Raw genomic sequence first — 25,425 nt, 5'->3', positions numbered from 1 at the left:
TTTTTATTATTGCTCTGATTTAACTAAGATTTTCACTTGCTTTTTTTCGTTAATCAAGCTTTCAAATCCTTCTTCAATAACATCGTCTAAAGCAATCTTTTTCGTCACAAGCTTTTCAGCCGAAAAATAGCCTTTTTGCATTAAAGACAGGACTGCAGGAAAAACATTGCGATAGCCGATAATACCTTTAACAGTGCGCTCTTTAATAACAATATCATTCGGCAGAATTTCGGCGCCTTTTTCCCATATGCTGACAATGATAGTTTCCCCGCCAATTCCGGTAGATTGGATTGCTTGGCGAAGCACAATTGGCACACCTGTCACTTCAAATGACACGTCAACACCGCCGTCTGTTAAGCGGGCAATTTCTGCAACAGTATCTGTAATTTTAGACGGGTCAATAATGATTGCTCCTAACTCTTCTGCTTTTGCCTGTCTTTCAGGAGAGAGCTCAACAGCATATATATCGGTAGCTCCTGCTGCTTTTAGTGCTTCAATAACAAGTAAGCCTATTGGTCCGCATCCGAAAACTGCCACTTTGTCGCCGGCCTTCACTCTGCTTGAACGGACAGCATAAAGTGCTACTGCTGCTGGTTCAACGAGTGCACCCTGTTCATATGACAAATCATCCGGTAATTTAAATAAAAGTTCTTCATCTACAGCAACATATTCACTAAGACCGCCGCCGCCTCCAGCAAGGCCTAAAAAGCCCATGTTTTCATCAAGATTATACGCCCCTTGGTGTCCATATGTAGCGAAAATTGGTTCTACGACAACGCGGTCGCCAACTTGATAGTTTGTTACTCCTTCGCCAATTTCCACGACTTCACCAGAGAATTCGTGTCCTAATGTTACTGGAGCAACCTCTTTTGTTAACGGATGAGGCTGATCAACAGGAATAAAAATAGGTCCGCCTAAATACTCGTGAAGATCACTGCCACAAATACCGCACCATTTAACCTTCATTTTCACTTGGCCACGTTTTACTGTTGGTTCGTCTATTTCCTCTAAACGAATGTCTCTTTGATTATGCCATCTCAATGCCTTCATTCAAAACAGCTCCTTATGTAATGTTGTTTACAAATATTAGTATACAGCTAGTTTCACTTATGATAAATTTAGTTAATATTAACTATGGTTAAGGGCTGCTTAACTAAAGAGATTAAAAGGAATAGATACTGATGAATATTGAACAACTGAAGTACATGGTAGAAATAGCACGGACAGGCTCGCTAAAGGAGGCGGCTGATAATCTGCATGTAACACTGCCTGCGTTGAGTCAATCTATTAAAAATCTTGAAAAAGAATTAAATATTATGCTTTTTCATCGCTCCAGAAGAGGATCTGTTCCGACTGATGAGGGACAAAAGCTTGTGGAAAAGGCAAATTCAGTTTTGCAGAAATTACAGGAGTTTATGGATGAGGCCGAAGCTTACACGAATACAATGAATGGTGAAATCAAGATTGCAACATATCCTGGACCGATGGAAATGCTCGTTGGTTTAATTTCTGACATAAAATGTGAATATCCGAGTATTAAGGCATCTATCTATGAAAATAGCACGGAGTATATTATTGAGAAAGTGCTAGAAGGGGAAGTGGATGTTGGTTTTATAACTTATACCGAAAAAGAGGAAAAAAAGTATAAGAATCTCGTATTTAAGAAGCTGCTGGATGGACACATGGTGGTAGCGGTTAATAAGGACTCCCCATTGGCCCGTAACAAACTCATTAAACAAGAAATGTTAATTAACCAGCCTATCGTTCTTTACAATGATATATATATTCAGGAATTTATGAAGAGTTTTAGCTCGCTCCCCTACGATATCCTGTTCACAACAAATAATGTGGATACCATCCGTCATACGCTTGAAAATAATACTGCCATAAATATAGGATTTGATTATGCCTTTCAAACAGATGCGGGATTATCAAGAAGTGATAAATATGTGGTCATTAACTTTGCAGAACCTCATTACAAAACATATTCCTTTGGCTATTTTTATAATGCCAACAATGGGTTATCCCGTATTATTAGAGAATTTTTAAAGCGTATTCATCGAACGATAAAAGCAAGCGATGTTAACAATGGGAGTAAAATGTAAAAGATAGATGGTTAGAGAGCGTTATCATTTTTAGCTTTTGTCAGCTGCCGATGGGCAGCTTTTTTAATAGTTTAGAAGAAGGTTTAGAGGAGCTAAAATAAGCTCGTGCGCTGTAATACATGGTGAACTAAGTGAAAAAGAGCTGGGTTATGATTTTCTCGCCGGTAAGAAATAATCCATTCAGCTATTAGTTCTTCCTGATCCAGTTTTTTATAAAGCACATCTAGATTAAACAGCTTTTTAGCAGAGACAGGCACAACGGCAATGCCAATACCAGCGGTGACTAAACCAATTACCATTTGGTATTCAGTGGACTCTTGAACAATATTCGGCTGAAATCCATGCTTATTGCATAGTTGGATAAAGTCCTCGTAGAGGGAAGGCCACGCCTCCTTCGATAAGGAGATAATCGGTTCATTCATCATGTCTGTTATCGCAACAGCTTGTTTATCAGCTAAACGATGATTTTTAGGTATAGCAATCACACATTCACTTTTTTTCAAGCTTCTGCTGATAAGCTCACAGCTTGCTACAGGAGGATGGGAAAAGCCGATATCAATATCACCGTTCAATAACGCATTCAGCTGATTTGGCGCTGATAATTGCCGCAATTCAATATCAATTGACGGGAAAATAGTCCTAAATTCCTTAATAGCTGGCGGCAAAATTTCGTATGTAGCGGTACCGACAAAGCCGATAATGATTTTTCCAAGTTCGCCTCTGGCTGTATGGCGTGCTGTATCAACTGCTCTGTCTAATTGACTTAAGATAGACCGAATTTGCCCTAAAAACACATCTCCGGCAGTTGTTAACTCCACAGCTCGACTGGAGCGATGGAACAGGGGGAAACCCAATTCTTCCTCCAGCTGTTTTATTTGCTGGCTAAGAGGGGGCTGTGTCATATTCAGTCTGGCAGCCGCCCTTCCGAAATGAAGCTCCTCGGCCACTGTTTGAAAATACTGCAAGTGTCTAAGCTCCATTATATATTCCCACCTTACTAATTCATTCGTAAAACATATCAATAACACATTAAATGGATATTGGAAAAAATATCATGTGAAATGTATAGTAAATCATATCATGAAATTCCAACTTATAGAAAGAATTTCAATTTTTAAGGAGTGAACAAAGAATGGATTCTCACGAAGGAACAAACATTACAAGACGTGGAGCTGAGCTGATTGTTGATACATTGATTGCTCAAGGTGTCACACATGTATTTGCTATACCTGGTGCAAAGATAGATGCAGTGTTTGATGTGCTTAAAGACAGAGGCCCAGAATTAATTCTATGCAGACACGAACAAAATGCAGCATTTATGGCAGCGGCCGTAGGCAGGCTGACAGGGACTCCAGGAGTATGCTTGGTTACTTCAGGTCCTGGGGCTTCCAATCTTGTTACAGGTTTGTTGACAGCTAATACAGAAGGAGATCCAGTTGTTGCGATAGCTGGTAATGTCATTAGAACGGATCGATTAAAACGTACGCACCAATCGCTAGATAACGCAGCTTTGTTTAAACCCGTTACCAAATATAGTGTGGAAGTACAAGATGTTAAAAACATACCAGAAGCACTGACTAATGCATTTCGGGCAGCTCAATCAGGCCAGGCTGGTGCTGCATTTATCAGCTTTCCTCAAGATGTCGTCACAGAAGAAACTTCAGTTGAAGCTTTAGCACCGCTGTTTGTGCCAGCACTCGGCCCTGCTTGTGAAAGCAGCATTCGAGCAGCTGTTACAAACATCCAAACAGCAAAATTTCCTATTGCCATAGTAGGAATGAAAGGAAGTAGACCGGCAGCTGTCAAAGCTATCCGGAACTTATTGCAAACACTCCAAATACCTTTTGTTGAAACATATCAAGGAGCTGGCGTTCTTTCAAGAGAGCTAGAGCATCAATATTATGGACGAATCGGTCTTTTTCCTAATCAACCAGGTGATCTTTTGATTGAGCAGGCAGATGTAATTCTTTCTATCGGCTATGATCCTATCGAATTTGATCCGAAGTTTTGGAATAAAAAGAAGTCTCCTATTATTCATATCGATGAGATTCAAGCAGACGCAGACCATTATTATCAGCCTGTTCATGAATTGATTGGTGACATCCCGGCAACTGCAGATAAAATGGAAATGTTTTCTGCCCAAGTTAGATTAAATGAAGAAAATAAACACTTTCTTTCTCGACTAAAAGAGCTTCACACGGAAATGGAAGCTCCACGAACGGTAGAAGAAAACGGATTGTCTCATCCTCTGAATGTAATTCATGAGTTAAGAAGGCAGATTGCAGATGATGTAACTGTAACATGTGATATTGGGTCTCATGGGATTTGGATGTCTCGTCATTTCAGAACATATCAGCCTAATAAACTGCTGATTAGCAATGGTATGCAGACACTTGGTGTTGCCCTGCCATGGGCTATTGCGGCCAGCATTATAAATCCAGATGAAAAGGTCGTTTCCGTTTCTGGAGACGGAGGTTTCCTCTTTTCAAGCATGGAGCTTGAAACAGCAGTCAGAGTTAAGGCAAACATTGTGCATTTAGTTTGGAATGACAGCTCATATGATATGGTTTCATTCCAGCAAAAAATGAAGTATAACCGCAATTCATGTGTCGATTTCGGGCAAGTTGACATCATTAAATATGCTGAAAGTTTTGGAGCAACAGGACTTAGGGTAAACTCTCCTAAAGAGCTTGCAAGAGTAATAGAAGAGGGCTTAAAGCAAGAAGGACCTGTGATTATTGATATTCCAATCGACTACAGTGAGAATATGGATTTGGCTAACCAAAAATGGCCGGATTATTTTAAACAACAAATGATGGAAAAAGAACTGTGGCATTCTTCCATCTAATATGCCACATCCCATTTATAAGTGAATTTTAAAGAATAGAGGTGATTATGCATGGAGATGGTTAAATCAATACATGCTGACATAATAAAAGACGAACAAGATCAAAAGCAGGAAGTTTATCAAGTATCCACCATGACTGCACTTCTGGATGGCGTTTACGACGGAGACTTTAGTTTAGGAGAAATACCTGAACACGGAGATTTCGGGATTGGCACTTTTAATAAATTAGACGGAGAATTAATTGGGTTTGACGGAGAGTTTTACAGGCTCCGCTCAGATGGAACAGCAACACCTGTGAAAGAAAACGACAAATCGCCATTTTGTTCCCTGACATTCTTTGAAACGGAAATTGTTCATCGTGTGGATCGGCCCCTGACATTAGAGCAATTAGGAGAAGAATTAGACGAAATTCTTCCTAGTAAAAACGTATTTTATGCTATTAGGATGGACGGTGCGTTTAAAAAGGTCCAAACTAGAACAGTAGAAGCTCAATGCAAACCATATGTACCAATGATTGAGGCAGTTCAAACACAGCCAATTTTTAATTTAGAGCATATAGAAGGTACGATTGCTGGATTCCGCACACCACAATATGCAAATGGTATAGCAGTTGCTGGCTACCATTTACATTTTATTGATAAAGACAGAAAAAGCGGCGGCCATGTTTTCGATTTTACGATAGAGAATGTCACAATTCGTATTTGTAAAAAACAAATAATGAACTTAAGACTGCCTCAGACAGAAGAGTTTTTTAAAGCCGATTTAGATCGCGCTGATCTCGCCAATGATATCGCCGAAGCAGAAGGAAGTCCAGAAAAGAGATAATTTTACGTAAAAAGCGAAGCCTGAACTATAACGGGCCTCGCTTTTTTTGTTTAAGAACAGCAAGTGATAGTATTGTAGTTTTGGCCTTTTTTAGGAATAAATATTGATAAAGTGAAATAACTTGTTATATATCCTTTTTTAGTTTACTATTAATAATAGACATCAAAGGTCTTTAATATGCTTAAAGGGGATTTTTATGAAATATTCAAAAGCTACTAACTACGCTTTGCATACAATGGTATATCTATCATTAATGCCGAAAGGAAAGTTAGTTGGAGTAGAGCAATTAGCTAAAATCCAAGATCTTTCCCCGACATATTTGTCAAAGATATTAACTAAATTAGTGAAAGCTGGCCTAATTGAATCAACTCCGGGAGTGAATGGCGGCTATAGTATTGTGAAACATTCACGTGAAATTTCTTTTTTAGATGTAATTCAGGCAATTGAAGGGAAAACATCATTGTTCAGCTGTTCGCGGGAGCATGAGGATGCTAAAAATGGTGTATGTTTAATTGAAAATGTCATGATGGAAGCAGAAAGAAATATGGCTGATGAGCTGGCAAATAAGTACATCATTGATATTGCTGCAAAATTAGAAAAAACAAAAAAAGAAAAACAGTAGTTACAGACTTAAAGTAATTTTTTTCGTGTAATTACAGATATTAAGAGTCTTTAATATATTTAATAGGAGGAACTGGATTATGTTACTAGATTGTGTAGTAGTCGGCGGAGGGCCAGCAGGATTAAATGCCGCACTTGTATTAGGAAGAGCGAAAAAGAAGATCATTTTATTTGATGAAAACAAACCAAGAAATGCTGTTACACATGAATCTCACGGTTTTATTACTAGAGATAAGATAAAACCTTCAGAATTTAAACAGATTGCTTTGGAAGATTTAAAGGCATACCCGGAAATAACCATAAAAAATCAAAGGGTATACGATATAAAAACAGAAAATGATCATTTTGTTATTCTAACAAGTGACGGCCTAACCTATCAATCGCGTAAGATAATTCTGGCAACAGGACTTAAAGATATATTGCCAAACATTAAAGGTATACATGATTACTATGGAACAAGCATATTCAGCTGTCCATTTTGTGATGGCTGGGAATTGAAAGACCGCCCTTTAGTTGTGATATCAGAAAATGAGCGCGCTTTTCATATAACAAAGATGATATACAATTGGAGCAAAGATGTTGTTGTTTGTACAAACGGAAAAGCTGTTTTTACAAACGAGCAAAAGCAGTTATTAGCTAATAACAATATAGAATTAATTGAAGAAGAGATAGAATACTTAGAAGGAGATAAAGGGCAGCTTCGCCATATTATATTGAAAAGCGGGAGAGAAATTGCAAGAGCTGGAGGCTTTGTAACAGCAGGTTTGCAACAGGCATCACCGTTAGCACAAGTATTAGGATGCAGTTTGAACAATATGGGCGGAATCGAAACAGACAATTCTGGCCGAACGAATATTGCAGGAGTGTACGCATGCGGAGATAATGCTGTTATTGCGCCAGCTCAATTGATTGTTGCAGCAGCAGAGGGAAGCAAAGCCGCTATGGCAGTTGTTGGTGATTTAGTGAATGAGGACTTTTAAAAATGTAATTCTTAAAATATAACGCACAAGGGCCTATAAGAAATGGCCCTTTTTTTATTTAATATGGTAGGAACTCAGAAGTATGGGAATAGTAACAGAAGCCAGTTAAATAACTAATTAGCTCGTCTTTTACTAAGTTAAACTTTCTTACATAGCCTTTACTATATTTACTTTTGATAAAAATGCAAATTACAAAACTAGTCTCTTTCAGACCAGTTTTTTTCGACTGATAATAGTATCATTAGGTTAGATATTACAAAATCTATTACTAGATCTTAGTTAAAATAGGAGGAAGTCACTCATGTCAAAACTTAACTTTCCAGAAAACTTTTTATGGGGCGGAGCTACTGCTGCCAACCAATTAGAAGGTGGATATAATGAAGGCGGTAAAGGTCTAAACCTAGCAGATGTATTGCCAGGTGGAAAAGTCCGTCTAAAAGTTATCGCTCAAACTGGCTTTGATTTTGAAATCGATAAATCAAAATATGTATATCCAAACCATGATGGAATTGACTTCTATCATCGTTACAAAGAAGATATTGCACTATTTGCTGAAATGGGCTTTAAAGCATACCGCATGAGTATTGCTTGGTCTCGTATCTTCCCAAATGGCGACGAACTAGAGCCGAATGAAGAAGGCCTAGCATTTTATGACAAAGTTTTTGATGAACTAGCTAAATATGGTATTGAGCCAGTTGTTACTATTTCTCACTATGAAACACCGCTTCACTTAATTAAAGAATACGGTGGCTGGAGAAGCCGTGAACTAGTTACATTCTTTGAGCGTTATGCAACAGTGTTATTTAACCGCTATAAAGACAAAGTAAAATACTGGTTAACATTCAATGAAATCAATGGTGCAACACATATGCCTATTTTAGGACTAGGCTTCTCTCCTGAAAACGAGGAAACAAAGCTGCAAGACAGCTTCCAAGGTTTGCATCACCAATTTGTTGCTAGCAGCTTAGCAGTTAAAGCAGGACATGAAATTATTCCTGATGCACAAATCGGCTGTATGTTAATTTACGCACCGGTTTATGCGTATGATAGCAACCCTGAAAATGTGCTTCATGCTATTAAAGAGGAGCAAGTGTTTAACTATCTGTGTGGTGATGTTCAAGTAAGAGGAGCATATCCAACTTTTGCTAAGCGCTACTTTAAAGAAAATAACGTTAATCTGAAGATTGAAGATGGCGACTTGGAATTGTTAAAGCAATATCCAGTTGATTTCATCAGCTTAAGCTACTATATGTCTCGTACAGAGAAAAAGGTTAAAACAGATGAGGAAAAATCACAAGGTAACCTTATCGGCGGAATTAAAAACCCATTCTTGAATGCAAGTGAATGGGGCTGGGAAATTGACCCGACTGGACTTCGCATCTCTTTAAACAATCTGTATGACCGCTACCAAGTACCATTGTTCGTTGTAGAAAATGGTCTAGGCGCATACGATAAAGTAGAAGAAGATGGTTCTATTAACGATGATTACCGCATTGATTACCTTCGTGAACATATTAGAGCGATGGGTGAAGCTATCGAAGACGGTGTTGAGTTAATGGGTTATACTTCATGGGGCTGTATTGACTTAGTAAGTGCATCTTCAGGAGAAATGTCTAAGCGTTATGGTTATATCTATGTAGATAAACATGATGACGGAAGCGGTACATTTGACCGCAGCAAGAAGAAATCCTTCTTCTGGTATAAAGATGTAATTGCAACAAATGGTGAAAATCTTTAATAATATGAAGCGCTTGGGATTATCCCAAGCGCTTTTGTTATAGGCATTTATTCCTTAACGGCCTTCACTACAAAGGTATATAGTCTTCTAGGAAGTTAATAAATATATGCCTTGATAGTGGTTATTATCCTGCTAGAGTAAAAATAAATCTAGTAACTTATTGTTTTATTTGGTATATTCTTTAAAAATATACTGCAAAAGGATAATGACCTGTGATGAAGTTAATTAAACAGTTTATGTTAAATCGTCCTGCTGATAAAAGAATGGCCTATTTCTACGGTGTTGTGGCAACAGATGAACAAGTCTGGCTATTGCGTAATGAAGAAGATGACTTATTAGTATTAGAAGGCGATGAACAGTATTCTTTTGTACTGCCAGTCTGGCCAAGCAGAAGCTTTGCCGAAATGGAGTCAACCCATTTAGAGGATCCATATGAAGCATTTAACATGCCATTGAGCCAATTCATAGAGGAGCTGCTAATTGATGTGGAAAATGACGGCGGTGCAGCAGCTATCTTTCCAAACCAAAAGGATGCAAGTATTCAAACAAGGGAAGAAATAATAGAAATGATACGTAATATTTAACAGATACGCATAAGTTTCATTATCATTAAGATTTTGAATATAACAGCAGGTGAAAAAATATTTGAGTTAGACTTTATTTTTATATTGACTTTAAGGTGGGGGAGCCGCTGTTGAATGCTGCTGCTTCCCTTTAATATATGGACATGGAGGAAGATATGGAGTCTGAGCAACGATTTAAGAAACTGAAAGAATTTCAGGAGCTGTTTGAAAATATTTTTAGTAAAACGAAAACACAGCATAATTTTTTCCCGAAAACAGAATACAATCTTAGTGATGGTCACATCTTAATTTTGACTTATTTGTACAGAATCAAGACTTGCACAGCATCCGATATTACTAAATATTTAGGGATAACATCAGGTGGGGGAACGGTATTAACTGATACGTTATTAAAGCATGATTTAATCAATCGTCAAAGGTCTGCAAGTGATCGAAGAGTCGTAGAGCTTACTTTAACACCTGAAGGAAAGAAAATTGTTGATCAAATTATTGAAAGCAGAGCAACTGCGTTTGTAGAACTTCTGCAAGATTTAGAGGAAACAGAAATTGATCAAATGTTAAACGTATTTCGTAAATTAAATAAAAAACTAAAATAACTAATATTATCATTAATTGATATAAATTCTCATTGACTATTATCAGTAACAATGATAACTTTACTACTAACTAATATCTTAGTTAGTAAGATAATTATTTAATAATATAAAGGAGGTATTCATAATGTTTGTTAATCAGGCCCATTTTGAAGGGGAGAAGCACAATGAAGATAAATTAATAAACAAGATGAAAAAAACGCAAGAGGACTTGAGTGGTGTAGAAGGATTGCATGCTGTTGAGTTTTGGAAAAAAGAAAAAACCGATACAGTCGAATATGTAATTGTCTCAAAATGGACAGCAAAAAAGGACTTCACAGCATGGTTATCTAGAGAAGAGCATGTTAACGAGCATAAAGAAATGATTAAACAGAAGAAACAAGGCATTAGTGAGAAGCCTGTGATGAAAAAGACGATTGTTCAATACGAAACGGTAGAGGTTTCTGCTTTATAATAAGAATTTTGTAAGGGGTATTTATGAAGATTCATATAAAATATAAACAGCTTGTATTTGCATTCTTTATGTCGTTAAGTATGAGCGTATTTATTTCTTTTATTCTTGTATCCATTAATTTTGGATACAGCAGTCATTTTCTCCCACAATGGTTAAAAATGTGGGGACAAGCATTCATTTGTGCATTTTTTGGAGCTTACTTCTTCCCCAAATTTATCCATAAGATTATGATAAAAATTAGCTTTGTGGAAACGAAGGTTAAAGAGTCAAAAGGGATATAATTACTAATAAGCGAAGCTGCTGTCTTTACATAGACTTAAGCTTCGCTTTTTTGTTCTATTTTTATTATGATAGTGAAGCAGTTTTTTTTCATTAAGGTTATCATTTGCCATAAAACGAGATATATTTTGATATTAAAAATTTGCTTTAATCCTTATATGATAAATATGATAACGTTTACAAATTAAGGTTAAAGGAGGTTTTAATATGAAGAATACTGGTTCACTTGCATTAAAAGAAAAGCTTGCTTTTGGCATGGGTGCTTTCGGTAAGGATTTTGTTTATATCTTTATATCGATGTATCTTTTGTACTTTTATACAGATGTACTGCAGATTCCGGCGACAACAGCTGGTGCTATCCTTTTAATCGTTCGCCTTGTAGATGCGCTGTTTGATCTGCCTTTTGGTTTTTTAGTGGATAAAACGAGGACTAGATGGGGAAAGCTGCGACCGTACTTGCTATTTGGAGCGGTTCCTTACGGAGCTTGCGCTGCATTCTTATTCTATGCTCCTGCTTTTTCTCAGTCAGGAAAGATTTTTTATGCTTTCACTTTATATTTATTGATTAGCATTTTATACAGTATTGTCAGCATTCCTCATGCAGCTTTAAACACAGTAATGACAGATAATATTCAAGAAAGAGCACATCTTTCTAAATACTTGGTTATGTTCTCAGGAATCGCTGCAGCTGTAGCAGGAGTTATTACTGTTCCGATTGTTAGTTTGTTTCCAAATGAAAAGAGCGGCTATTTTTTTATGGGAGCATCATTAGGAATGTTAGCGATCATTTTTATTCTACTTTGTTTTAGGGGAACAACAGAACAGTTTACAAATACGGATAACAAATCAGTACCGTTAAGACTTGCACTGAAAACTGTCATGACAAATATTCCATTCTTGATATTATGTGCTTCGTTCCTATTGGCCCAGCTTAGCTTAGGAATTCGCGGTGCTGCCGGTATCTATTACTTTATCTATAATGTAGGCAACGCCAATCTATTCAGTATCGTTTCTGGTATTGGCGGAATTATCGGGTTAGTTTTAACATTCTTGTCTCCATTGCTCGCATTGAGGATAGGCATGAAAAAATATTATATTCTTGTAGGTGCATTTACTGTTATAGATTTTCTCTTGATTTACTTTACACCAGTAAGCAATATTCCACTTGTTTTAACGCTTAATATTATGGCAGGAACATTGACTGGATTAACGATGTTTGCTGGTTGGGGCATGCTTCCAGATGCCATTTCCTATTCTATTAAAAGGAATGGGTTGCATATAGAAGGTGTTTATTATTCTCTTTACAACTTTATTCAAAAGCTGGGAACTTCCCTTGCCGGCGGTCTTGCTGGCTTTGTGTTAGCTGCATATGGCTATCAAACAGGCAATGCGCCAACTCCTCAAAGCTTAGAAGGAATTCTCGTAACATCTGCATTAATACCAGCAGCTTGTGCCCTTTTGTTTTCTATATTAATGGTGTTTTATAACTCCAATAAGGCAGAAGCAATAAACTCACAGATAGAAGGTGACCGTTCCAATGTGTTGTAAGGTTAAGGTGGATAACTTAAAAGTAGAAAACCAGGTAAACCCAATGGGAATAGATATAATGAAACCACGATTTAGCTGGACAATTCTTTCATCTAATCATAATGTTTTGCAAACGGCGTATCACATTATAGTGACAGATGAGCAGGGGATAAAAGTATGGAATTCAAACAAAGTAGAAACGGATCAGTCAGTATGGATTGAATATAATGGCTCTCCCCTCCAGTCTCGAACATGTTACAGCTGGCAAGTTAAGATATGGGATAATCATGGAAATGAGACAAATTGGAGTGTGCCGCAAAATCTTGAAATGGGTTTATTATGCAAAGAAGATTGGCTGGCAGCATGGATAGAACCAGAGCAGCAAGAGGCAGTTGAGGAAGCGGAGATTACTGTTCAAGACATATTTTCAGGAGCGTTAAAGGGGGAGAGTCTTGAGGAAAGAACAAAAAATCTTCATCCGCCAAAGCGGTTAAGACGATTGTTTACAATTAATAAGACGGTAAAAAAAGCCCGTCTCTATATAACAAGTCATGGTATTTATAAGCTGGAACTAAACGGGCGGAAACTAGAAAATATTGAATTTGCTCCAGACTTTACAGCATATAATGTTCATTTGCAATATCAGACATACGATGTGACTGGATATATAAACAAAGGAGAAAATGCCCTTGGTGTAGAATTGGCAGATGGCTGGTATATCGGCCGGATTCAGTTAACAGGCCATAGCTGCCAATATGGTAATAAATTAGGTGTGCTGCTCCAATTAGAGATTGAATTAGAGGATGGAACGAAAGAAATTATCACCTCAGATGAACAGTTTGTGTCAAGCTCAGGACCTTGGCAATATGCTGATTTGTTTATAGGCGAAAGCTATGATGCCCGTCTAGAGCAAGAGAATTGGAGCTGTGCAGAGTATGTTGCTGCAGAATGGACTCCGGTTAAAAGAGCAGAATATTCCTTGGGAAATCTTTCTGCCCAATATGGTCCTGTTGTAAAAGCAATGGAGGAAATTGCTCCCCGAGAAATACATTATGAAGAGGATGGAGCTCAAATCATTGATTTTGGCCAAGTGATCGCTGGCCGCATGCGTATTCAAATGACTGTTCCTAGAGATACAAGGATAATTTTTGAGCATAGTGAGGTATTAGATGAAAACGGCAAATTTTTTATGAATATTATGGGCAGAAATAAAGATCAAACGAACTTTTATGTGGCAAAAGGAGATGACAGAGAGACATATGAACCAAGCTTTGTGTTCCATGGCTTCCGGTATGTGCGAGTAACTGGTCATCCGACACCTATTCAAACAGAAGATATTACAGCAGTTGTTTTATACAGCGATATGGAGATGACAGGGAACTTCACTTGTTCAGATGAGCGCCTAAATCGCCTGCAGCAAAACATTCAGTGGAGCCAAAAAACAAATATGCTGTCGATCCCGACAGATTGTCCGCAGCGGGAACGGGCTGGATGGACAGGTGATATTCAAGTGTTTGCTCCTACAGCTGCATATAATATGGATGTTTCTTCCTTCCTAACGAGGTGGCTTAAGGATGTTCGTTTAGAACAGTTTCCTGACGGGCAAATTGCTAACTATGTACCAACTGGAAAATATTATGTGAATGAAAGTAAAGCTAGTTTTGGAAATCTTTCAAGTGCAGGCTGGGGAGATGCTATCATTATCGTCCCATGGGTGCTGTATGAAAGATATGGTGATACAAGAATTTTAGAAGAGAATTATACTGCAATGACAAAGTGGTTGAATTATGTTCGGCAAACAGCAGAGTCAGAAATTCCTGACAGTTTAAAGGATGAACAAGATGCTGTTCGCTTAAATCGGCAAAAATATTTATGGAACACAGGCTTCCATTTTGGAGATTGGCTCATACCAAGCATGAAGGATCCAATTGAAAGTGCACTTAAGACAAAAGAACTTGTAGCCACATGCTTTTATGCCAATTCGGCTTTGCTTTTAGCGAAAATTTCCATTATCCTTGGCAAAAAAGAAACAGCAGCTATGTATGAGGAATTAAATCAACAGATTCGAAAAGCCTTTGAAGAAGAGTATATAGATAAGAACGGCAGAGTATCCTCACCTACACAAGGGATCTATATTTTAGCGCTGCAAATGAATATGGTTTCGGATAGTAAACGTCCTCTCGTAGTAAACCAGCTGATTCAATTAATTAAAGAGAATGGATATAAGTTAGACACGGGCTTTTTATCGATTTCATACTTAATGGATGTGTTGTGTAAAGAGGGCGAGCACGAAACAGCTTACCGTTTGCTTTTTCAAACACAATGTCCCTCCTGGTTATATGAGGTGGAAAATGGAGCAACAACGATTTGGGAGTCGTGGTCTGCAATTGCTCCAGACGGAACGGTCGGCCATATGTCCTTTAACCACTATGCTTTTGGCTGTGTAGGGGATTGGTTATATCGTTATATTGCCGGGATTAATCCAGGCGAGCCTGGATATAAAACGAGCATCATTGAACCACATACAGATTGTGGATTAACGTCGGCAGCTGCTGAAATAAATACGAAGTACGGAAAATTAAGCTCCTCTTGGACAAAAACAGACAATTTGGTGACATTGATTGTTGAGGTGCCTGCTAATACGACAGCAACAGTTGTGCTGTCACATAAATCAAATATACGATTAAATGGTACAGTCCTTGAAAATGATGAAAATGAACGTTTACAAATTCAAATTGGCAGCGGTTCTTATCAATTTGATTTTGCTGACAATTATGTTCCCCAATCATGATAAGAAAACAACATCCTTCCCAAACAGACAGGATGTTGTTTTTTTTAACGAGGCAGATAATTTTTAAATCTTTTACGAAGTAAATCAAGCTGCTCCATATTTTTTAATGATGTACCTGATTTGCCTATTTCCACAATCAAATTTTCCATCAGAAAAAGAGGGGCAATCATCGAATGGAATTCATTTTTTTCGCCTCTATCTGCATAAAGCAAAATGTCAAACTTTACAGGAGCTTCCAATACAGATTGATCACTGACAACAATGGTTTTACATTTTTTTTGACTAGCATGCTTTAGGAGTACCTCTGCCTCCTTCAAAAGCCTTCCAAAGCTGAAGAGCAGAACAGAATCATGCTCATCGATGTGTATAAGCTCCTCCATTATTTCACTCCCCAGCCACCGGATAATCCGTACATCCTGTCCATAACGGCGCAGCCGATAGCATAATAGCTCACCTAAACCAAAAGAAGGACCAGGAGCATAGATAAATAACTTATTAGTGTTGCGAATGCAAGATACCGCCTGTTCAAACGTCTCTTTTTGGAAAAAATTCAAGGTAGCTTGCAGATGCTGAATACTCCGGTTTAAATGATGGCTTTGCAAGTTGGAATATTCTAAATCTGTCATCGTGTTCAGCAATTTTTTAGCTGGTGTAACATCTCGTTTTTCCTTCAAAAATTGTTTGAATTCCTTCAAGTTTTTAAAGCCGACTGCATTCCAAAAACGAGATACAGAAGCAATACTAACACCGGCTGCCTTTGCTATGTCCTTTTCAGTAGAAATAAGAACAGCAGATTCATTGTGAACAATCCAATTTCCAACTCTGCAATGACTTGGTGACAACGAATTTAGGTCAAACATCGATTCTCTCCTTTTTCTTTCATCGTAGCATGAAGTGATAAAAAAATATCAAAATGTAAGAAAATGATAAAAAGTTTACAGTATTCTTACAATTGTCATATCGGATATTTATATTGCCTTCTTACAATGAAATAGAAGTTTAACTAAGAAGGGAGCTAGCACTATGAAACAAAAGTACACACTTACCCAGTCACAAAAAATGATGGTTTTTATTTTGTCTATGTCACTTTACGGCCTGTCCAACATGATTACTGAACTTGTACCTTCCATTTATTTAGGCCCAGTCGAATTTTCCATTGAGTACTTTGCTTTTATTCCTCTTACATTATGTATCTTGTTTCACCCGCTAATTGCTGGTGTTGGTGCGGCATTAGGAGAGATTATCTTCGGAGAAATAATGCTCGGTCAATTCGGAGGGTTTGGCGAGCTGGAGAAGTTTATCTCTTTTTCTCTAGCCATGTATATAGCTGGAATAATGGTCAAAGATCCAAGAAATAAACGGCAGGTTGGGATTGCTGCGATAACTGGAGTAACTATTCATCAATTAATCAGCATGATGGTTGATATTGGAAAAGTATGGATAGGGGTAGATGATTTTGAAACACTTCCAGGTCTTGCCGAAAGTGTTGTAGTAGTAGAGGGCTTTTCTTTCCTGAATGATATTCTATTTTCCGGAATCTTATTTGCCTTACTGCCAACACTGTATCTTGTCCCGCGCCTTTACGGCAAGATAGAACCATTGCTAGGTATGAAGCCGCGGACGCCTGATAATTCTTATGCTATTACGGGTATCTTGCATCCGAAGTTAATTATTCCTTCTATTGTATTGGCAATGGCTGCATTTGGTTTTGAGTACTTATCAGAAACAGATTTAAACATATTCGAATGGGAGGCATCCTTTTCAAGTTTGTCAGAATCGATGCTAACACTGATTTCCATCGTTGTTGCCGCAATAGTCACTGTTTCTATCATTATTGCTCTTTTAAAACGTTCTAAGAAGGAAAGGAATAAAGCAGCATGAACTCATTAATAGACATAAAGAATGTAAGCTTTACTTATCCAAACGAGAAAGAACCAATCCTTAAGGATGTCCATCTGACAGTAGAAAAAGGAGAGTTTTTAGCTGTTATTGGAGGAAATGGAAGCGGGAAGTCGACACTATGCAAGCTTTTAAACGGCTTAATTCCTCATTATTATTCAGGCGATTTTGAAGGAGAAGCGGTCATTAATGGTCTAAATTCGGCAACAAGTACGGTAGCAGAGCTGTCTGAGCATGTTGGCTATGTGTATCAAGATTTCGAAAACCAAATCGTCCAGGCGCGGGTTTTAGAGGATGCAGCCTTTGCTCCATTGCATTTTGGTTATTCCGATTATCTGGAAAGAGCACGGAACGCCCTTACAATTGTCGGTTTACAAGATTATGAGGACGAATTTGTGTGGCAGCTGAGCGGAGGGCAAAAGCATTTGCTGGCTTTGGCAGGATGTCTCGCTTTAAATCCGGAAATTATTGTATTAGATGAACCGATTGCACAGCTTGACCCATACCATGCGAAGCAGATGTATGAGATATTGCGAAAGCTTCATTGCGAGCACAATAAAACGATAATTGTGATTGAACATCATACAGAGTTTATTGCTGAATATTGCTCTGAAGTGCTGTTATTAGATAAAGGGAAGATTGTCTGGAAGAAATCTGTTAAAGAAGCGCTGACTGCAGTTTCTGACTTAACGGTACGCAATATTTTTCCACCGCAAGTAACTCAGGCAGCAAACGCACTTAAACTTGAAACATTGCCAATTACGCTAAGAGAAGCTTGTGATACCTTTGCAGAGTTTAAAAGACACGAATTGTCTAGTAGTAATGGTGTCAGTTCTTCATCCATATCAAAACCAGTAGCAGAATTTAAAGAGGTAGATTTCTCCTATCAAACGGTGGAGCGGTCGTATAAAAAGATACTAGAAAACATAAATATCTCGTTTTATCAAGGCGAGAAGGTGGCAATCGTCGGCAATAATGGTGCTGGAAAATCCACGCTGCTTCGGTTATTGACAGGCTTTCGCAAGCCTCAATCAGGCCAAGTTTACGTAAAGGGAAAGCTTACTGCAAAACAGTCGCCAGAAAAGCTTGCAGATATTGTCACATATATCTATCAAAATCCAGAACAGATGTTTATTGAAGATTCTGTCCGCAAAGATGTGGAATTCTATTTAAAAGCACGTAACCGAAAGGGATATGAAGAAACCGTAGATTATATTCTTGAACTTTTTCATTTAACAGAATTGCAGAATAAAGACAGCAGGCTTATGAGTGGTGGCCAACAGAGGAGAGCATCTTTAGCTATAGGAGCTGCTATGGATCCAGCTGTTATCTTGCTTGATGAACCGACAGCCAATCTTGATATTGCCACACGCAAGCAGTTAATTCAATTTATTGATAAATTGGCTGACAGAACGGAGCTAGTTTTAATGGCTACCCATGATATGCAGCTTGTCAGTGAGTGGGCGACACGTGTGGTGGTAATGAATAATGGCCAAATTATTTATGATGGCAATAAAGACGGATTATTTTCTAACCCTATGCTGATGAGAAGGGCAGGAATCATTCCACCGCAAATTGTGGAGTTATCGCATCAATTAAACATAACTCCTGCGAAATATACGATTGACTCATTTATTGAACTTTTTCAGGAGGAACCAGGATGGATTATGCAAAAAACATGATAGACAAGCTGAATGTAGAGCAAATGAAAATCGAATTAATGAACACAGCTTATGCGAATGATAATACGTTCATTGCAAAATTAGACCCGCGTATCCTATTTATCTGGTATGGTTTTTTCGGAATTGCACCATGGTTTATCCATAATGCAGCTATTTTAACAGGAATGCTTGCTGCCACCATTGTGACAACTGTAATGACGAAAGTGAGCAGGCTGATTTTAGTTGTATTGATTCTGGGAATCCTCGGTCAAGGGGGCTATCTCATTATTGCCACATTATTTTTTGGCGGAGATTTCATTGTATTATTGCCTTTAATCACACTGACCGTTAAGCTGGCAGTCATATCCCTTGCAAGTATTACGGTTTTTTGTTCAATGAGCCCTGAAAAACTGAGTGTAGGTTTATTAAGTATTGGGGTGCCAGGCCAAGTTTCATTTTCGATTTCCTACGGATACAGAATGCTTCCGTTGCTCCTTGAGGAATATAACCATGTGTTTATGTCATATAGGTTAAGAGGGAGAGCACCACAAAGGCAGGGATTTCTGTATTGGAGAATAACCTGTTACTTTATTAAGCTGGCAGTCTTGTCCTTTTATCCTCTTCTGCTCAGCATTGCAAAACGTGCAAGAACAACGGTGGAAGCGCTTGAAACAAAAGGGAGCAGAAATGCTTTCAAAAATCCTGATGTAAAAAAATTAAAGCTGCAATCACTAAAAATTCGCAAAAATGATTACGTATTTTTAGCAATCAGCAGTCTTTATGTTATTTCGTTATTTTTATTTTCTTAAAAACTAATAATCTTAAAGGAGCTTAAAATCATGAAGATAGATCTACATACACATGTGAAAATTTCTAAGAAATCGGAGTTTTCACCAGACTATTTTACGACAATGTTAAAAGAGGCAAGAGATGCTGGATTAAATGCCATTGCACTGACTGAGCATTTTAATACTCAAAACTTTCTGGACGTTTATAGCTATTTGGATCGTCATTATGCTTATATAGAAGACTATTATGAAGTAGAAGGGATTAAGATCTTCCCCGGAATGGAGGTAGATGTAAAAGAAGTTGGACATATTCTTATCATAAGTAATCGTCAATCTATTGTGCAGATGTTTAATAAGCTGCAATCTCATTTAGAGGAGGAGAATTTCATCTCACTTGCTGCCTTAATCGATCTTGCTGATTCATATCATGCAGTCAAAATTGGCGGTCATCCCTTCCGGCCAAGCACACCTCTTACCCAGCATGATCCGGGCCAGTTAAAAAGACTAGATGCGCTTGACTTAAATGGAAAAGACCTCTATTCGATAGGCATAGAAGAAAACAGCGAAAGTGTATATTGGCTGGCTGATAAACTAGATATTCCAGTTGTTGCCGGAAGTGATACACATCAATTTCTTCAATACGGTTCCGTTTATAACCAATTAGAAACAGACTGTTCGACGATTACAGAATTAAAGACAGCAATTCAGAATAGACAGTATTCAGTACAGATTTCACCTGATCTTCATCTGCGTGTCCGTTCGGCCACATTAGCTAAAAAGCTCTTGAAGCAGCTGCTTGCTAAAAAAGAAGCAATTAAATAAATAATGGAGACTGCTTATGGCAGTCTCTTTTTTTGTTGTAATAAAAGAAGCAAATTAATATGTTATAATGGTAAAAAAAGTAAGAGGCGGAGGAGTTACATGAAAGAAACGAAAGAAACAGCGGAGCGAAAACGAGAAAGATTACGACAACAAGAGATAAAAGGAAATCCAGCAGGAAATTTGCGTGATTCTTTCAATCGAGCAGAGACTGGCGGCCTCGTTGATTTAGTCGGCAGCTTAGGGGGGAAGGGCACGGGAATACTTATTCTTGTCATCATTATTGCAGTTATAGTAGTATCTCTATTAGGTTAAATGGAAAGGACAGAAATTTAATCCTTGGAAAAGGGGCAACAATGGAAAGCAGAAAGGAAGCAATTGATTTTTGTTTGCGTTTAGAAAATACATATGAAGATTACCCGTTTCGTGATAAGAATTGGACGGTAATCCGTCATAAAGAAAATAAGAAAGTGTTTGCGTGGATCTTTGAAAAAGATGAACGTATTTGGATTAATGTAAAAGCAGAGCCTGGTTTTCTCGAGTATTGGCGTCAAATCCATGACTCAGTAGTACCGGCATTTCATCTTAATAAAAACCACTGGAATTCAATAATTCTTGATGGTTCAGTTCCACAGGCTGAAATATCTGATATGATTCAACAAAGCTACCGGCTGACTAGTAAAAAACGATAAAACGCGCAGATTATAGAAACTTTTTCCATCATGAGTCGTATTAAATATTAACCAAAAATTAAGGGAGCTGTTTTAGATGATGGATTGGGTTCAACAGGCAGATGGAATATGGCAATATGCGGCGTTATTTATCGTTTCTTTATTGCCATTCCTTGATGTTTTTTACCTTATTCCAGCTGGAATTTTGTTAGATATGTCACCTGTTGCTGTCGGTATAATTGCTTTTTTAGGGAATTTTCTTATGGTGTTAGTTTTTGCAATATTCTTTAAACAAATCTCTGACTGGAGAAATAGACGGAGACAAAAAAAGGGGAAATTAGAGCCAACTAAAAGAGAAACAAGAGCAAGACATATTTGGGAAAAATACGGTCTTCCCGTATTTGCATTACTTTCACCCGCCATTCTTGGAACAGATTTAGCTGCGCTAATGGCACTTTTATTCGGATTATCTAAAGTTAGAGTGATTTCTTGGCTTGGTATTAGTCTAGTAATTTGGTCTGTTGTTACAACCATTGCCTCTGTTTATGGCCTTCCGTACCTTATTAATTATTAATAACTAGATTATATAGGATGGGGGAATGAATCGTGAAACACACTATCAGAAAATCAGCAACAGACAAATCAATTTCCGGTGTTTGCGGAGGACTGGCTGAGCACTTTGGCATTTCTTCTTTTTCGGTAAGATTGGTATTTATCTTTTTGCCTGGAAATGTACTGATTTATTTAATTTTAGTAAATATAATGGGCGATAGTCCTCCATCCTTATAATTTTTCTTTGATAACAGGGTGACTTTCAATATGTTTCATCTTGTTTTCAGCATCATATATAAACAAATGATAATTAAAAAAGCAATATAATAAGTGCTTGATTAAAGGAGATTAAATTACATTGCGAGCAGTCTTTGCAGTTATTCTTATTATTATTGGCAGTATTTTGCTTAGTATTACCTTTCATGATGAATTGGTTAAAACGATTATTTATAAACTGGTAGGTTTTTCTATGATGAGTATAGGTGTTGTTAATCTCAGAAAGTTTACAAGAAGGAGAAGAAAAGAAAAGCATAGTGCAAGATGATGAAGCTCCCCGCAGGATGCAGGGGAGATTTTTGTTTTTATCTAGGAAAGGAATTTTATTTGAAACTTTCTTTTTTGCTCGGAAATTTCGTTATGGTGTAATCATAATTGATTGGTCGTTTTCTTCATATAATTTAAGACGATAGCTACAAAAGCTTCTACCGCGAAAAATATTTGCTGCTATTATGCTTAAAATCATCAAATTGATCTGGTCCTTCTTTACTGCTCACAAGAATAAGCCACTGTATAATAATGACCAAATTAAAGGCGGAGCAAAAGTAATATCAGTAATGGATTCGTTAAAACTACAATGACAAACAGGAAACATCCGCCTATTAGCATTTGCCATGTAGTCATTTTTATTGTGTCGTAATTAGGCACATGCCCAAAAGAAGGCAGCCAGAACAATTAGACCTTCTCCCAAAACTGTTCGGTCAAAGCTTAGATGTTTTATTTGTGGACCAATAATGAGGAAGAGTCCTATGGCCCCAATAACGAACCCTGTCGTTTTTTTAGCTGTTAATCTTTCATTTAAGAAATAATGAGCTGGTACACTTATAATAGGCATGGTATAAACTAGTACAGAAGATAGGCCTGAGCTGACAAACTGCATGCCAAATGTAGATAATCCATAATAACCTAAGCACATCAATGTACTCATAATTATTAATTTACCCCAGTCAGCTTTTTTCGGAAATAACTTTGTTTTTCGGACAGCTTGGACAATAAATAATGGGATAGCGCCAATTAAAAGACGCAAGGCAGTAAAAAGGAAAGGAGGCATATAGTTAAGCCTGATTTTCATCGGAACCCATAAATAACCCCAAATAAATGTGACCATAATAATAGAAATAATGATTTTTAACATCTTACATACAACCTTTTATATAATAGTGCAGTTATTATCCTAATGGCTGGAGTTAACTCCATGTTAATGGGATAAAAAAAATTGAAGTAGTATAGAGCGGCAGAATTTTTTGGTTGACAAATATTTCGGAAAATTTTAATATGAAAGTCCTGCCAATTAAATGTTTGGCATAAAGGGAACTTTGAAAAGTTCATTCTTCTTTGAAAGGGATGGCTAGTATGAATAAAGAACAATTGGTGGAAAGTGCACGCAAGATTAAGGAAAGCGCATACGCACCTTACTCTAAGTTTCCAGTTGGTGCAGCATTATTGCTTAAAGATGGCACCGTAATTAATGGAGTTAATGTTGAAAATGTATCATTAGGTGCAACAAATTGTGCCGAACGAACAGCTATTTTCACGGCAATTGCTAATGGATATAAAAAAGGAGACTTTAGTGCTATTGCTGTTTCCGGTAATACGGAAGATTATCTTCCGCCCTGCAGTATTTGCAGACAAGTATTGGCGGAATTCTGTTTGCCAGATATGCCTGTATATTTAACAAATGAGAAGAAAGAAATATTAGAATTGAGTTTAAAGGATTTATTGCCTTACGCTTTTACAGATTTAGATATGTAATAAAACAAGGGCGAGTTTTGAATAATCTTCAAAGCTTGCTTTTTTATTGTTTTCAAACAAATAGGGCAAGAGAATTAGAAAAAAGTCAGAAAACTAAGATTATTTGCTCAATTTATTCTAAACTCCTTGATTTGATGTAAAGTTTACTATACATTATGTATAAGAAACTTTACTAATTGTCAAATTAAATATACAAAGGATGTTGAGGATGACTTATCAAGAAAAGAAAAGTATTGTATCGATTATCAGTTCGATTGTTATTTTTGCCGCTTTTTCATTTTACATGTCCCCCCAGTACCCTAGAGGAGATTTGATAGTAAATGAAACCTTACGTTTTTGGGGTACCTTTGTTCTTCTCTTGACACTAATTTCTATCATGGCCCATATCTTTATTAGCATTATTTTTAATATTGTATTTAGAATAACGACCAATGAAAAGGAACCATCCTTTGAAGATGAACTAGATAAGATTATTGCTCTTAAAGCAAACCGCAATTCCTTTTTTATATTTATCTTAGGCTTTCTTTTTTCCATGACAGCATTAGTACTTCTGCAACCATTGCAAGTAATGTTTATCATCCTCATCGCAGCTGGTTTTATTGCTGATATGACTGGATCTGTCACAAAACTTTATCACTACAGAAAAGGAGTTTAATCATGGGTAAACATCTTGTCGGCAATCATATCAGAAGATTGCGATTCAGCCATAACGAAATGACCCAGCAGCAATTGGCTGACAAGGTAGGCGTAACAAGACAAACAATCGTGGCACTCGAAAAGGGCAACTACTCCCCATCATTAGAACTAGCCTTTCGTATTTCCCATGTGTTTCAATTGCCGTTAGAAGAAATATTTTTTTATGAAAAAAATGTTTAAGGTGACCGTTTAACCGTTTTTGAATTTATTAAGAAAAGGGGATTTTTATGAATTCAAACAAAAAGCAGGCTAGAATTGTAGGAGTATTTTTTATACTAGCAGCCGTTAGTGCAGTTGTAGGATTATTAATGTATGACCCAATTTTATCTAATTCTGACTATCTTACTGCAGGAGCTGAGCATTCAAACCAAATCCTGGTCGGTGCGGTTATGGAATTGATTCTGGTTGTTTCTGCAATTGGCACTGCTGTCACGATGTTTCCTTATCTAAAGAAATATGATGAAACGATTGCACTTTGGCATGTTAGTTTCCGGTTTTTTGAAGCAGTTATTATTGCAATTGGCATTATTAGTGTCTTGGCATTGCTGACATTAAGCCAAGAATTTATAGCAGCAAACTCTCCAAATTCAGAAACATATCATGCTTCTGGAACGGTTTTAAAAGCGATTCACGATTGGACGTTTTTACTTGGTCCTAACTTTATGCTTGGTATCAATACTATGATGTACAGTTATATATTTTATAAATCTAAACTTGTTCCAAGGTTTATCCCTATGATAGGTATGACTGGTGCTGTCCTTGTATTTAGCTGTTCTCTATTAGTAATGTTTGATGTGATTGAACAAGTATCTGTTTGGGGCGGGATATTAGCTTTGCCAGTAGCAGTAAATGAAATGACGTTGGCAGTTTGGCTCATTTTAAAGGGGTTTAATGAAACATCACTAAACAATCTGCCTCAAAACAGAAAACAAAATGCTAGTTAACATGAATTGAAGAATAGTTAAA

The 25,425-nt window shown here is 37.3% G+C and carries 29 protein-coding genes; 25 read left to right on the top strand and 4 right to left on the bottom strand.

The window, feature by feature from the left end; all coding sequences use genetic code 11:
* Positions 1-6: 6 nt before the first annotated feature.
* The gene (locus tag LXM54_RS12175; RefSeq protein WP_233315434.1) at positions 7-1,050 is read right to left on the bottom strand and encodes a 2,3-butanediol dehydrogenase; all 1,044 of its coding nucleotides are present in this window, start codon (positions 1,048-1,050) and stop codon (positions 7-9) included.
* 131 nt (positions 1,051-1,181) lie between these two features.
* Between LXM54_RS12175 and LXM54_RS12170 the strand changes: the two genes are divergently transcribed.
* Entirely contained in the window at positions 1,182-2,105 is a 924-nt protein-coding gene (locus LXM54_RS12170) for a LysR family transcriptional regulator (protein ID WP_233315433.1), read from the top strand.
* A gap of 92 nt (positions 2,106-2,197) precedes the next feature.
* On the opposite strand, the gene alsR is transcribed toward LXM54_RS12170, so the two are convergent.
* Positions 2,198-3,085: an acetoin biosynthesis transcriptional regulator AlsR gene (gene alsR / locus LXM54_RS12165; protein ID WP_233315432.1), complete on the bottom strand. Its 888-nt coding sequence runs from the start codon at positions 3,083-3,085 to the stop codon at positions 2,198-2,200.
* 152 nt (positions 3,086-3,237) lie between these two features.
* Here alsR and alsS point away from each other — a divergent pair, with 152 nt between their 5' ends.
* The 11 genes from alsS (at position 3,238) to LXM54_RS12110 (ending at position 15,345) form a co-directional block, all read left to right on the top strand.
* The gene (gene alsS / locus LXM54_RS12160; protein ID WP_233315431.1) at positions 3,238-4,953 is read left to right on the top strand and encodes an acetolactate synthase AlsS; all 1,716 of its coding nucleotides are present in this window, start codon (positions 3,238-3,240) and stop codon (positions 4,951-4,953) included.
* A gap of 51 nt (positions 4,954-5,004) precedes the next feature.
* A complete protein-coding gene (budA, locus tag LXM54_RS12155) occupies positions 5,005-5,778 on the top strand; it encodes an acetolactate decarboxylase (RefSeq protein ID WP_442780447.1) in 774 nt (257 codons plus the stop codon).
* A gap of 196 nt (positions 5,779-5,974) precedes the next feature.
* Positions 5,975-6,400: an Rrf2 family transcriptional regulator gene (locus LXM54_RS12150; protein ID WP_233315430.1), complete on the top strand. Its 426-nt coding sequence runs from the start codon at positions 5,975-5,977 to the stop codon at positions 6,398-6,400.
* A 79-nt stretch (positions 6,401-6,479) separates the two neighbouring features.
* Positions 6,480-7,379 (top strand): NAD(P)/FAD-dependent oxidoreductase, encoded by a 900-nt coding sequence (locus LXM54_RS12145; protein WP_233315429.1) that lies wholly within the window; start codon positions 6,480-6,482, stop codon positions 7,377-7,379.
* A gap of 301 nt (positions 7,380-7,680) precedes the next feature.
* Entirely contained in the window at positions 7,681-9,117 is a 1,437-nt protein-coding gene (locus tag LXM54_RS12140) for a glycoside hydrolase family 1 protein (protein ID WP_233315428.1), read from the top strand.
* A gap of 215 nt (positions 9,118-9,332) precedes the next feature.
* The gene (locus LXM54_RS12135) at positions 9,333-9,701 is read left to right on the top strand and encodes a DUF2750 domain-containing protein (RefSeq protein ID WP_233315655.1); all 369 of its coding nucleotides are present in this window, start codon (positions 9,333-9,335) and stop codon (positions 9,699-9,701) included.
* Positions 9,702-9,856: 155 nt separating this feature from the next.
* Positions 9,857-10,297 (top strand): MarR family winged helix-turn-helix transcriptional regulator, encoded by a 441-nt coding sequence (locus LXM54_RS12130; protein ID WP_233315427.1) that lies wholly within the window; start codon positions 9,857-9,859, stop codon positions 10,295-10,297.
* 124 nt (positions 10,298-10,421) lie between these two features.
* On the top strand, positions 10,422-10,748 hold the full coding sequence (locus tag LXM54_RS12125) for an antibiotic biosynthesis monooxygenase family protein (RefSeq protein WP_233315426.1): 327 nt from the start codon (positions 10,422-10,424) through the stop codon (positions 10,746-10,748).
* A gap of 23 nt (positions 10,749-10,771) precedes the next feature.
* Entirely contained in the window at positions 10,772-11,029 is a 258-nt protein-coding gene (locus LXM54_RS12120) for a DUF2798 domain-containing protein (protein WP_233315425.1), read from the top strand.
* A gap of 205 nt (positions 11,030-11,234) precedes the next feature.
* Entirely contained in the window at positions 11,235-12,575 is a 1,341-nt protein-coding gene (locus LXM54_RS12115) for an MFS transporter (protein WP_233315424.1), read from the top strand.
* A complete protein-coding gene (locus LXM54_RS12110) occupies positions 12,565-15,345 on the top strand; it encodes a family 78 glycoside hydrolase catalytic domain (RefSeq protein ID WP_442780446.1) in 2,781 nt (926 codons plus the stop codon). The genes LXM54_RS12115 and LXM54_RS12110 overlap by 11 nt, the downstream gene beginning before the upstream one ends.
* A 44-nt stretch (positions 15,346-15,389) precedes the next feature.
* Here LXM54_RS12110 and LXM54_RS12105 read toward each other — a convergent pair whose 3' ends face one another.
* Entirely contained in the window at positions 15,390-16,205 is an 816-nt protein-coding gene (locus LXM54_RS12105; protein WP_233315422.1) for a MurR/RpiR family transcriptional regulator, read from the bottom strand.
* A 163-nt stretch (positions 16,206-16,368) separates the two neighbouring features.
* Here LXM54_RS12105 and LXM54_RS12100 point away from each other — a divergent pair, with 163 nt between their 5' ends.
* From LXM54_RS12100 to LXM54_RS12060, 9 genes are all read left to right on the top strand, one after another.
* Entirely contained in the window at positions 16,369-17,226 is an 858-nt protein-coding gene (locus LXM54_RS12100) for a cell division protein FtsQ (protein ID WP_233315421.1), read from the top strand.
* Complete coding sequence (locus LXM54_RS12095) at positions 17,223-18,926, top strand: ABC transporter ATP-binding protein (RefSeq protein WP_233315420.1); 1,704 nt, start codon at positions 17,223-17,225, stop codon at positions 18,924-18,926. The genes LXM54_RS12100 and LXM54_RS12095 overlap by 4 nt, the downstream gene beginning before the upstream one ends.
* Entirely contained in the window at positions 18,905-19,714 is an 810-nt protein-coding gene (locus tag LXM54_RS12090; RefSeq protein WP_233315419.1) for an energy-coupling factor transporter transmembrane component T family protein, read from the top strand. Before LXM54_RS12095 ends, LXM54_RS12090 begins: the two co-directional genes overlap by 22 nt.
* Positions 19,715-19,744: 30 nt before the next feature.
* Entirely contained in the window at positions 19,745-20,515 is a 771-nt protein-coding gene (locus LXM54_RS12085) for a PHP domain-containing protein (protein ID WP_233315418.1), read from the top strand.
* Between the two features lie 99 nt (positions 20,516-20,614).
* Positions 20,615-20,827 carry a DUF6366 family protein gene (locus tag LXM54_RS12080; RefSeq protein WP_233315417.1) on the top strand — a complete coding sequence of 71 codons (213 nt, stop codon included), beginning with the start codon at positions 20,615-20,617 and terminating at the stop codon, positions 20,825-20,827.
* Positions 20,828-20,868: 41 nt separating this feature from the next.
* A complete protein-coding gene (locus tag LXM54_RS12075) occupies positions 20,869-21,204 on the top strand; it encodes an MmcQ/YjbR family DNA-binding protein (protein WP_233315416.1) in 336 nt (111 codons plus the stop codon).
* A gap of 76 nt (positions 21,205-21,280) precedes the next feature.
* Positions 21,281-21,757 carry a small multi-drug export protein gene (locus LXM54_RS12070; RefSeq protein WP_233315415.1) on the top strand — a complete coding sequence of 159 codons (477 nt, stop codon included), beginning with the start codon at positions 21,281-21,283 and terminating at the stop codon, positions 21,755-21,757.
* Between the two features lie 32 nt (positions 21,758-21,789).
* Complete coding sequence (locus tag LXM54_RS12065; RefSeq protein WP_233315414.1) at positions 21,790-21,972, top strand: PspC domain-containing protein; 183 nt, start codon at positions 21,790-21,792, stop codon at positions 21,970-21,972.
* Between the two features lie 121 nt (positions 21,973-22,093).
* Positions 22,094-22,279, top strand: a complete 186-nt coding sequence (locus LXM54_RS12060; protein ID WP_233315413.1) for a hypothetical protein — start codon at positions 22,094-22,096, stop codon at positions 22,277-22,279.
* A gap of 372 nt (positions 22,280-22,651) precedes the next feature.
* Here LXM54_RS12060 and LXM54_RS12055 read toward each other — a convergent pair whose 3' ends face one another.
* Entirely contained in the window at positions 22,652-23,146 is a 495-nt protein-coding gene (locus tag LXM54_RS12055; RefSeq protein ID WP_233315412.1) for a DMT family transporter, read from the bottom strand.
* Between the two features lie 218 nt (positions 23,147-23,364).
* Here LXM54_RS12055 and LXM54_RS12050 point away from each other — a divergent pair, with 218 nt between their 5' ends.
* From LXM54_RS12050 to LXM54_RS12035, 4 genes are all read left to right on the top strand, one after another.
* Positions 23,365-23,763, top strand: coding sequence for a cytidine deaminase (locus LXM54_RS12050; RefSeq protein ID WP_233315411.1), 399 nt, complete (start codon positions 23,365-23,367; stop codon positions 23,761-23,763).
* Between the two features lie 208 nt (positions 23,764-23,971).
* Positions 23,972-24,418, top strand: a complete 447-nt coding sequence (locus tag LXM54_RS12045) for a hypothetical protein (RefSeq protein WP_233315410.1) — start codon at positions 23,972-23,974, stop codon at positions 24,416-24,418.
* 2 nt (positions 24,419-24,420) lie between these two features.
* The gene (locus LXM54_RS12040; RefSeq protein ID WP_233315409.1) at positions 24,421-24,639 is read left to right on the top strand and encodes a helix-turn-helix transcriptional regulator; all 219 of its coding nucleotides are present in this window, start codon (positions 24,421-24,423) and stop codon (positions 24,637-24,639) included.
* A 47-nt stretch (positions 24,640-24,686) separates the two neighbouring features.
* Positions 24,687-25,403, top strand: coding sequence for a DUF4386 domain-containing protein (locus LXM54_RS12035; protein ID WP_233315408.1), 717 nt, complete (start codon positions 24,687-24,689; stop codon positions 25,401-25,403).
* Positions 25,404-25,425 lie beyond the last annotated feature (22 nt).

The organism is Bacillus sp. Au-Bac7 (genome assembly GCF_021341655.1).
GTDB lineage: Bacteria > Bacillota > Bacilli > Bacillales > Cytobacillaceae > Niallia.
The sequence above is the reverse complement of the archived record's forward strand: the minus strand, read 5'-3'. Positions and strand labels throughout refer to the sequence as shown.

Excerpts from the sequence above, each read along its gene's own strand:
- LXM54_RS12175 (WP_233315434.1), bottom strand. The coding sequence starts at position 1,050 with ATGAAGGCATTGAGATGGCATAATCAAAGAGACATTCGTTTAGAGGAA.
- LXM54_RS12170 (WP_233315433.1), top strand. The coding sequence starts at position 1,182 with ATGAATATTGAACAACTGAAGTACATGGTAGAAATAGCACGGACAGGC.
- alsR (WP_233315432.1), bottom strand. The coding sequence starts at position 3,085 with ATGGAGCTTAGACACTTGCAGTATTTTCAAACAGTGGCCGAGGAGCTT.
- alsS (WP_233315431.1), top strand. The coding sequence starts at position 3,238 with ATGGATTCTCACGAAGGAACAAACATTACAAGACGTGGAGCTGAGCTG.
- budA (WP_442780447.1), top strand. The coding sequence starts at position 5,005 with ATGGAGATGGTTAAATCAATACATGCTGACATAATAAAAGACGAACAA.
- LXM54_RS12150 (WP_233315430.1), top strand. The coding sequence starts at position 5,975 with ATGAAATATTCAAAAGCTACTAACTACGCTTTGCATACAATGGTATAT.
- LXM54_RS12145 (WP_233315429.1), top strand. The coding sequence starts at position 6,480 with ATGTTACTAGATTGTGTAGTAGTCGGCGGAGGGCCAGCAGGATTAAAT.
- LXM54_RS12140 (WP_233315428.1), top strand. The coding sequence starts at position 7,681 with ATGTCAAAACTTAACTTTCCAGAAAACTTTTTATGGGGCGGAGCTACT.
- LXM54_RS12135 (WP_233315655.1), top strand. The coding sequence starts at position 9,333 with ATGAAGTTAATTAAACAGTTTATGTTAAATCGTCCTGCTGATAAAAGA.
- LXM54_RS12130 (WP_233315427.1), top strand. The coding sequence starts at position 9,857 with ATGGAGTCTGAGCAACGATTTAAGAAACTGAAAGAATTTCAGGAGCTG.
- LXM54_RS12125 (WP_233315426.1), top strand. The coding sequence starts at position 10,422 with ATGTTTGTTAATCAGGCCCATTTTGAAGGGGAGAAGCACAATGAAGAT.
- LXM54_RS12120 (WP_233315425.1), top strand. The coding sequence starts at position 10,772 with ATGAAGATTCATATAAAATATAAACAGCTTGTATTTGCATTCTTTATG.
- LXM54_RS12115 (WP_233315424.1), top strand. The coding sequence starts at position 11,235 with ATGAAGAATACTGGTTCACTTGCATTAAAAGAAAAGCTTGCTTTTGGC.
- LXM54_RS12110 (WP_442780446.1), top strand. The coding sequence starts at position 12,565 with ATGTGTTGTAAGGTTAAGGTGGATAACTTAAAAGTAGAAAACCAGGTA.
- LXM54_RS12105 (WP_233315422.1), bottom strand. The coding sequence starts at position 16,205 with ATGTTTGACCTAAATTCGTTGTCACCAAGTCATTGCAGAGTTGGAAAT.
- LXM54_RS12100 (WP_233315421.1), top strand. The coding sequence starts at position 16,369 with ATGAAACAAAAGTACACACTTACCCAGTCACAAAAAATGATGGTTTTT.
- LXM54_RS12095 (WP_233315420.1), top strand. The coding sequence starts at position 17,223 with ATGAACTCATTAATAGACATAAAGAATGTAAGCTTTACTTATCCAAAC.
- LXM54_RS12090 (WP_233315419.1), top strand. The coding sequence starts at position 18,905 with ATGGATTATGCAAAAAACATGATAGACAAGCTGAATGTAGAGCAAATG.
- LXM54_RS12085 (WP_233315418.1), top strand. The coding sequence starts at position 19,745 with ATGAAGATAGATCTACATACACATGTGAAAATTTCTAAGAAATCGGAG.
- LXM54_RS12080 (WP_233315417.1), top strand. The coding sequence starts at position 20,615 with ATGAAAGAAACGAAAGAAACAGCGGAGCGAAAACGAGAAAGATTACGA.
- LXM54_RS12075 (WP_233315416.1), top strand. The coding sequence starts at position 20,869 with ATGGAAAGCAGAAAGGAAGCAATTGATTTTTGTTTGCGTTTAGAAAAT.
- LXM54_RS12070 (WP_233315415.1), top strand. The coding sequence starts at position 21,281 with ATGATGGATTGGGTTCAACAGGCAGATGGAATATGGCAATATGCGGCG.
- LXM54_RS12055 (WP_233315412.1), bottom strand. The coding sequence starts at position 23,146 with ATGTTAAAAATCATTATTTCTATTATTATGGTCACATTTATTTGGGGT.
- LXM54_RS12050 (WP_233315411.1), top strand. The coding sequence starts at position 23,365 with ATGAATAAAGAACAATTGGTGGAAAGTGCACGCAAGATTAAGGAAAGC.
- LXM54_RS12045 (WP_233315410.1), top strand. The coding sequence starts at position 23,972 with ATGACTTATCAAGAAAAGAAAAGTATTGTATCGATTATCAGTTCGATT.
- LXM54_RS12040 (WP_233315409.1), top strand. The coding sequence starts at position 24,421 with ATGGGTAAACATCTTGTCGGCAATCATATCAGAAGATTGCGATTCAGC.
- LXM54_RS12035 (WP_233315408.1), top strand. The coding sequence starts at position 24,687 with ATGAATTCAAACAAAAAGCAGGCTAGAATTGTAGGAGTATTTTTTATA.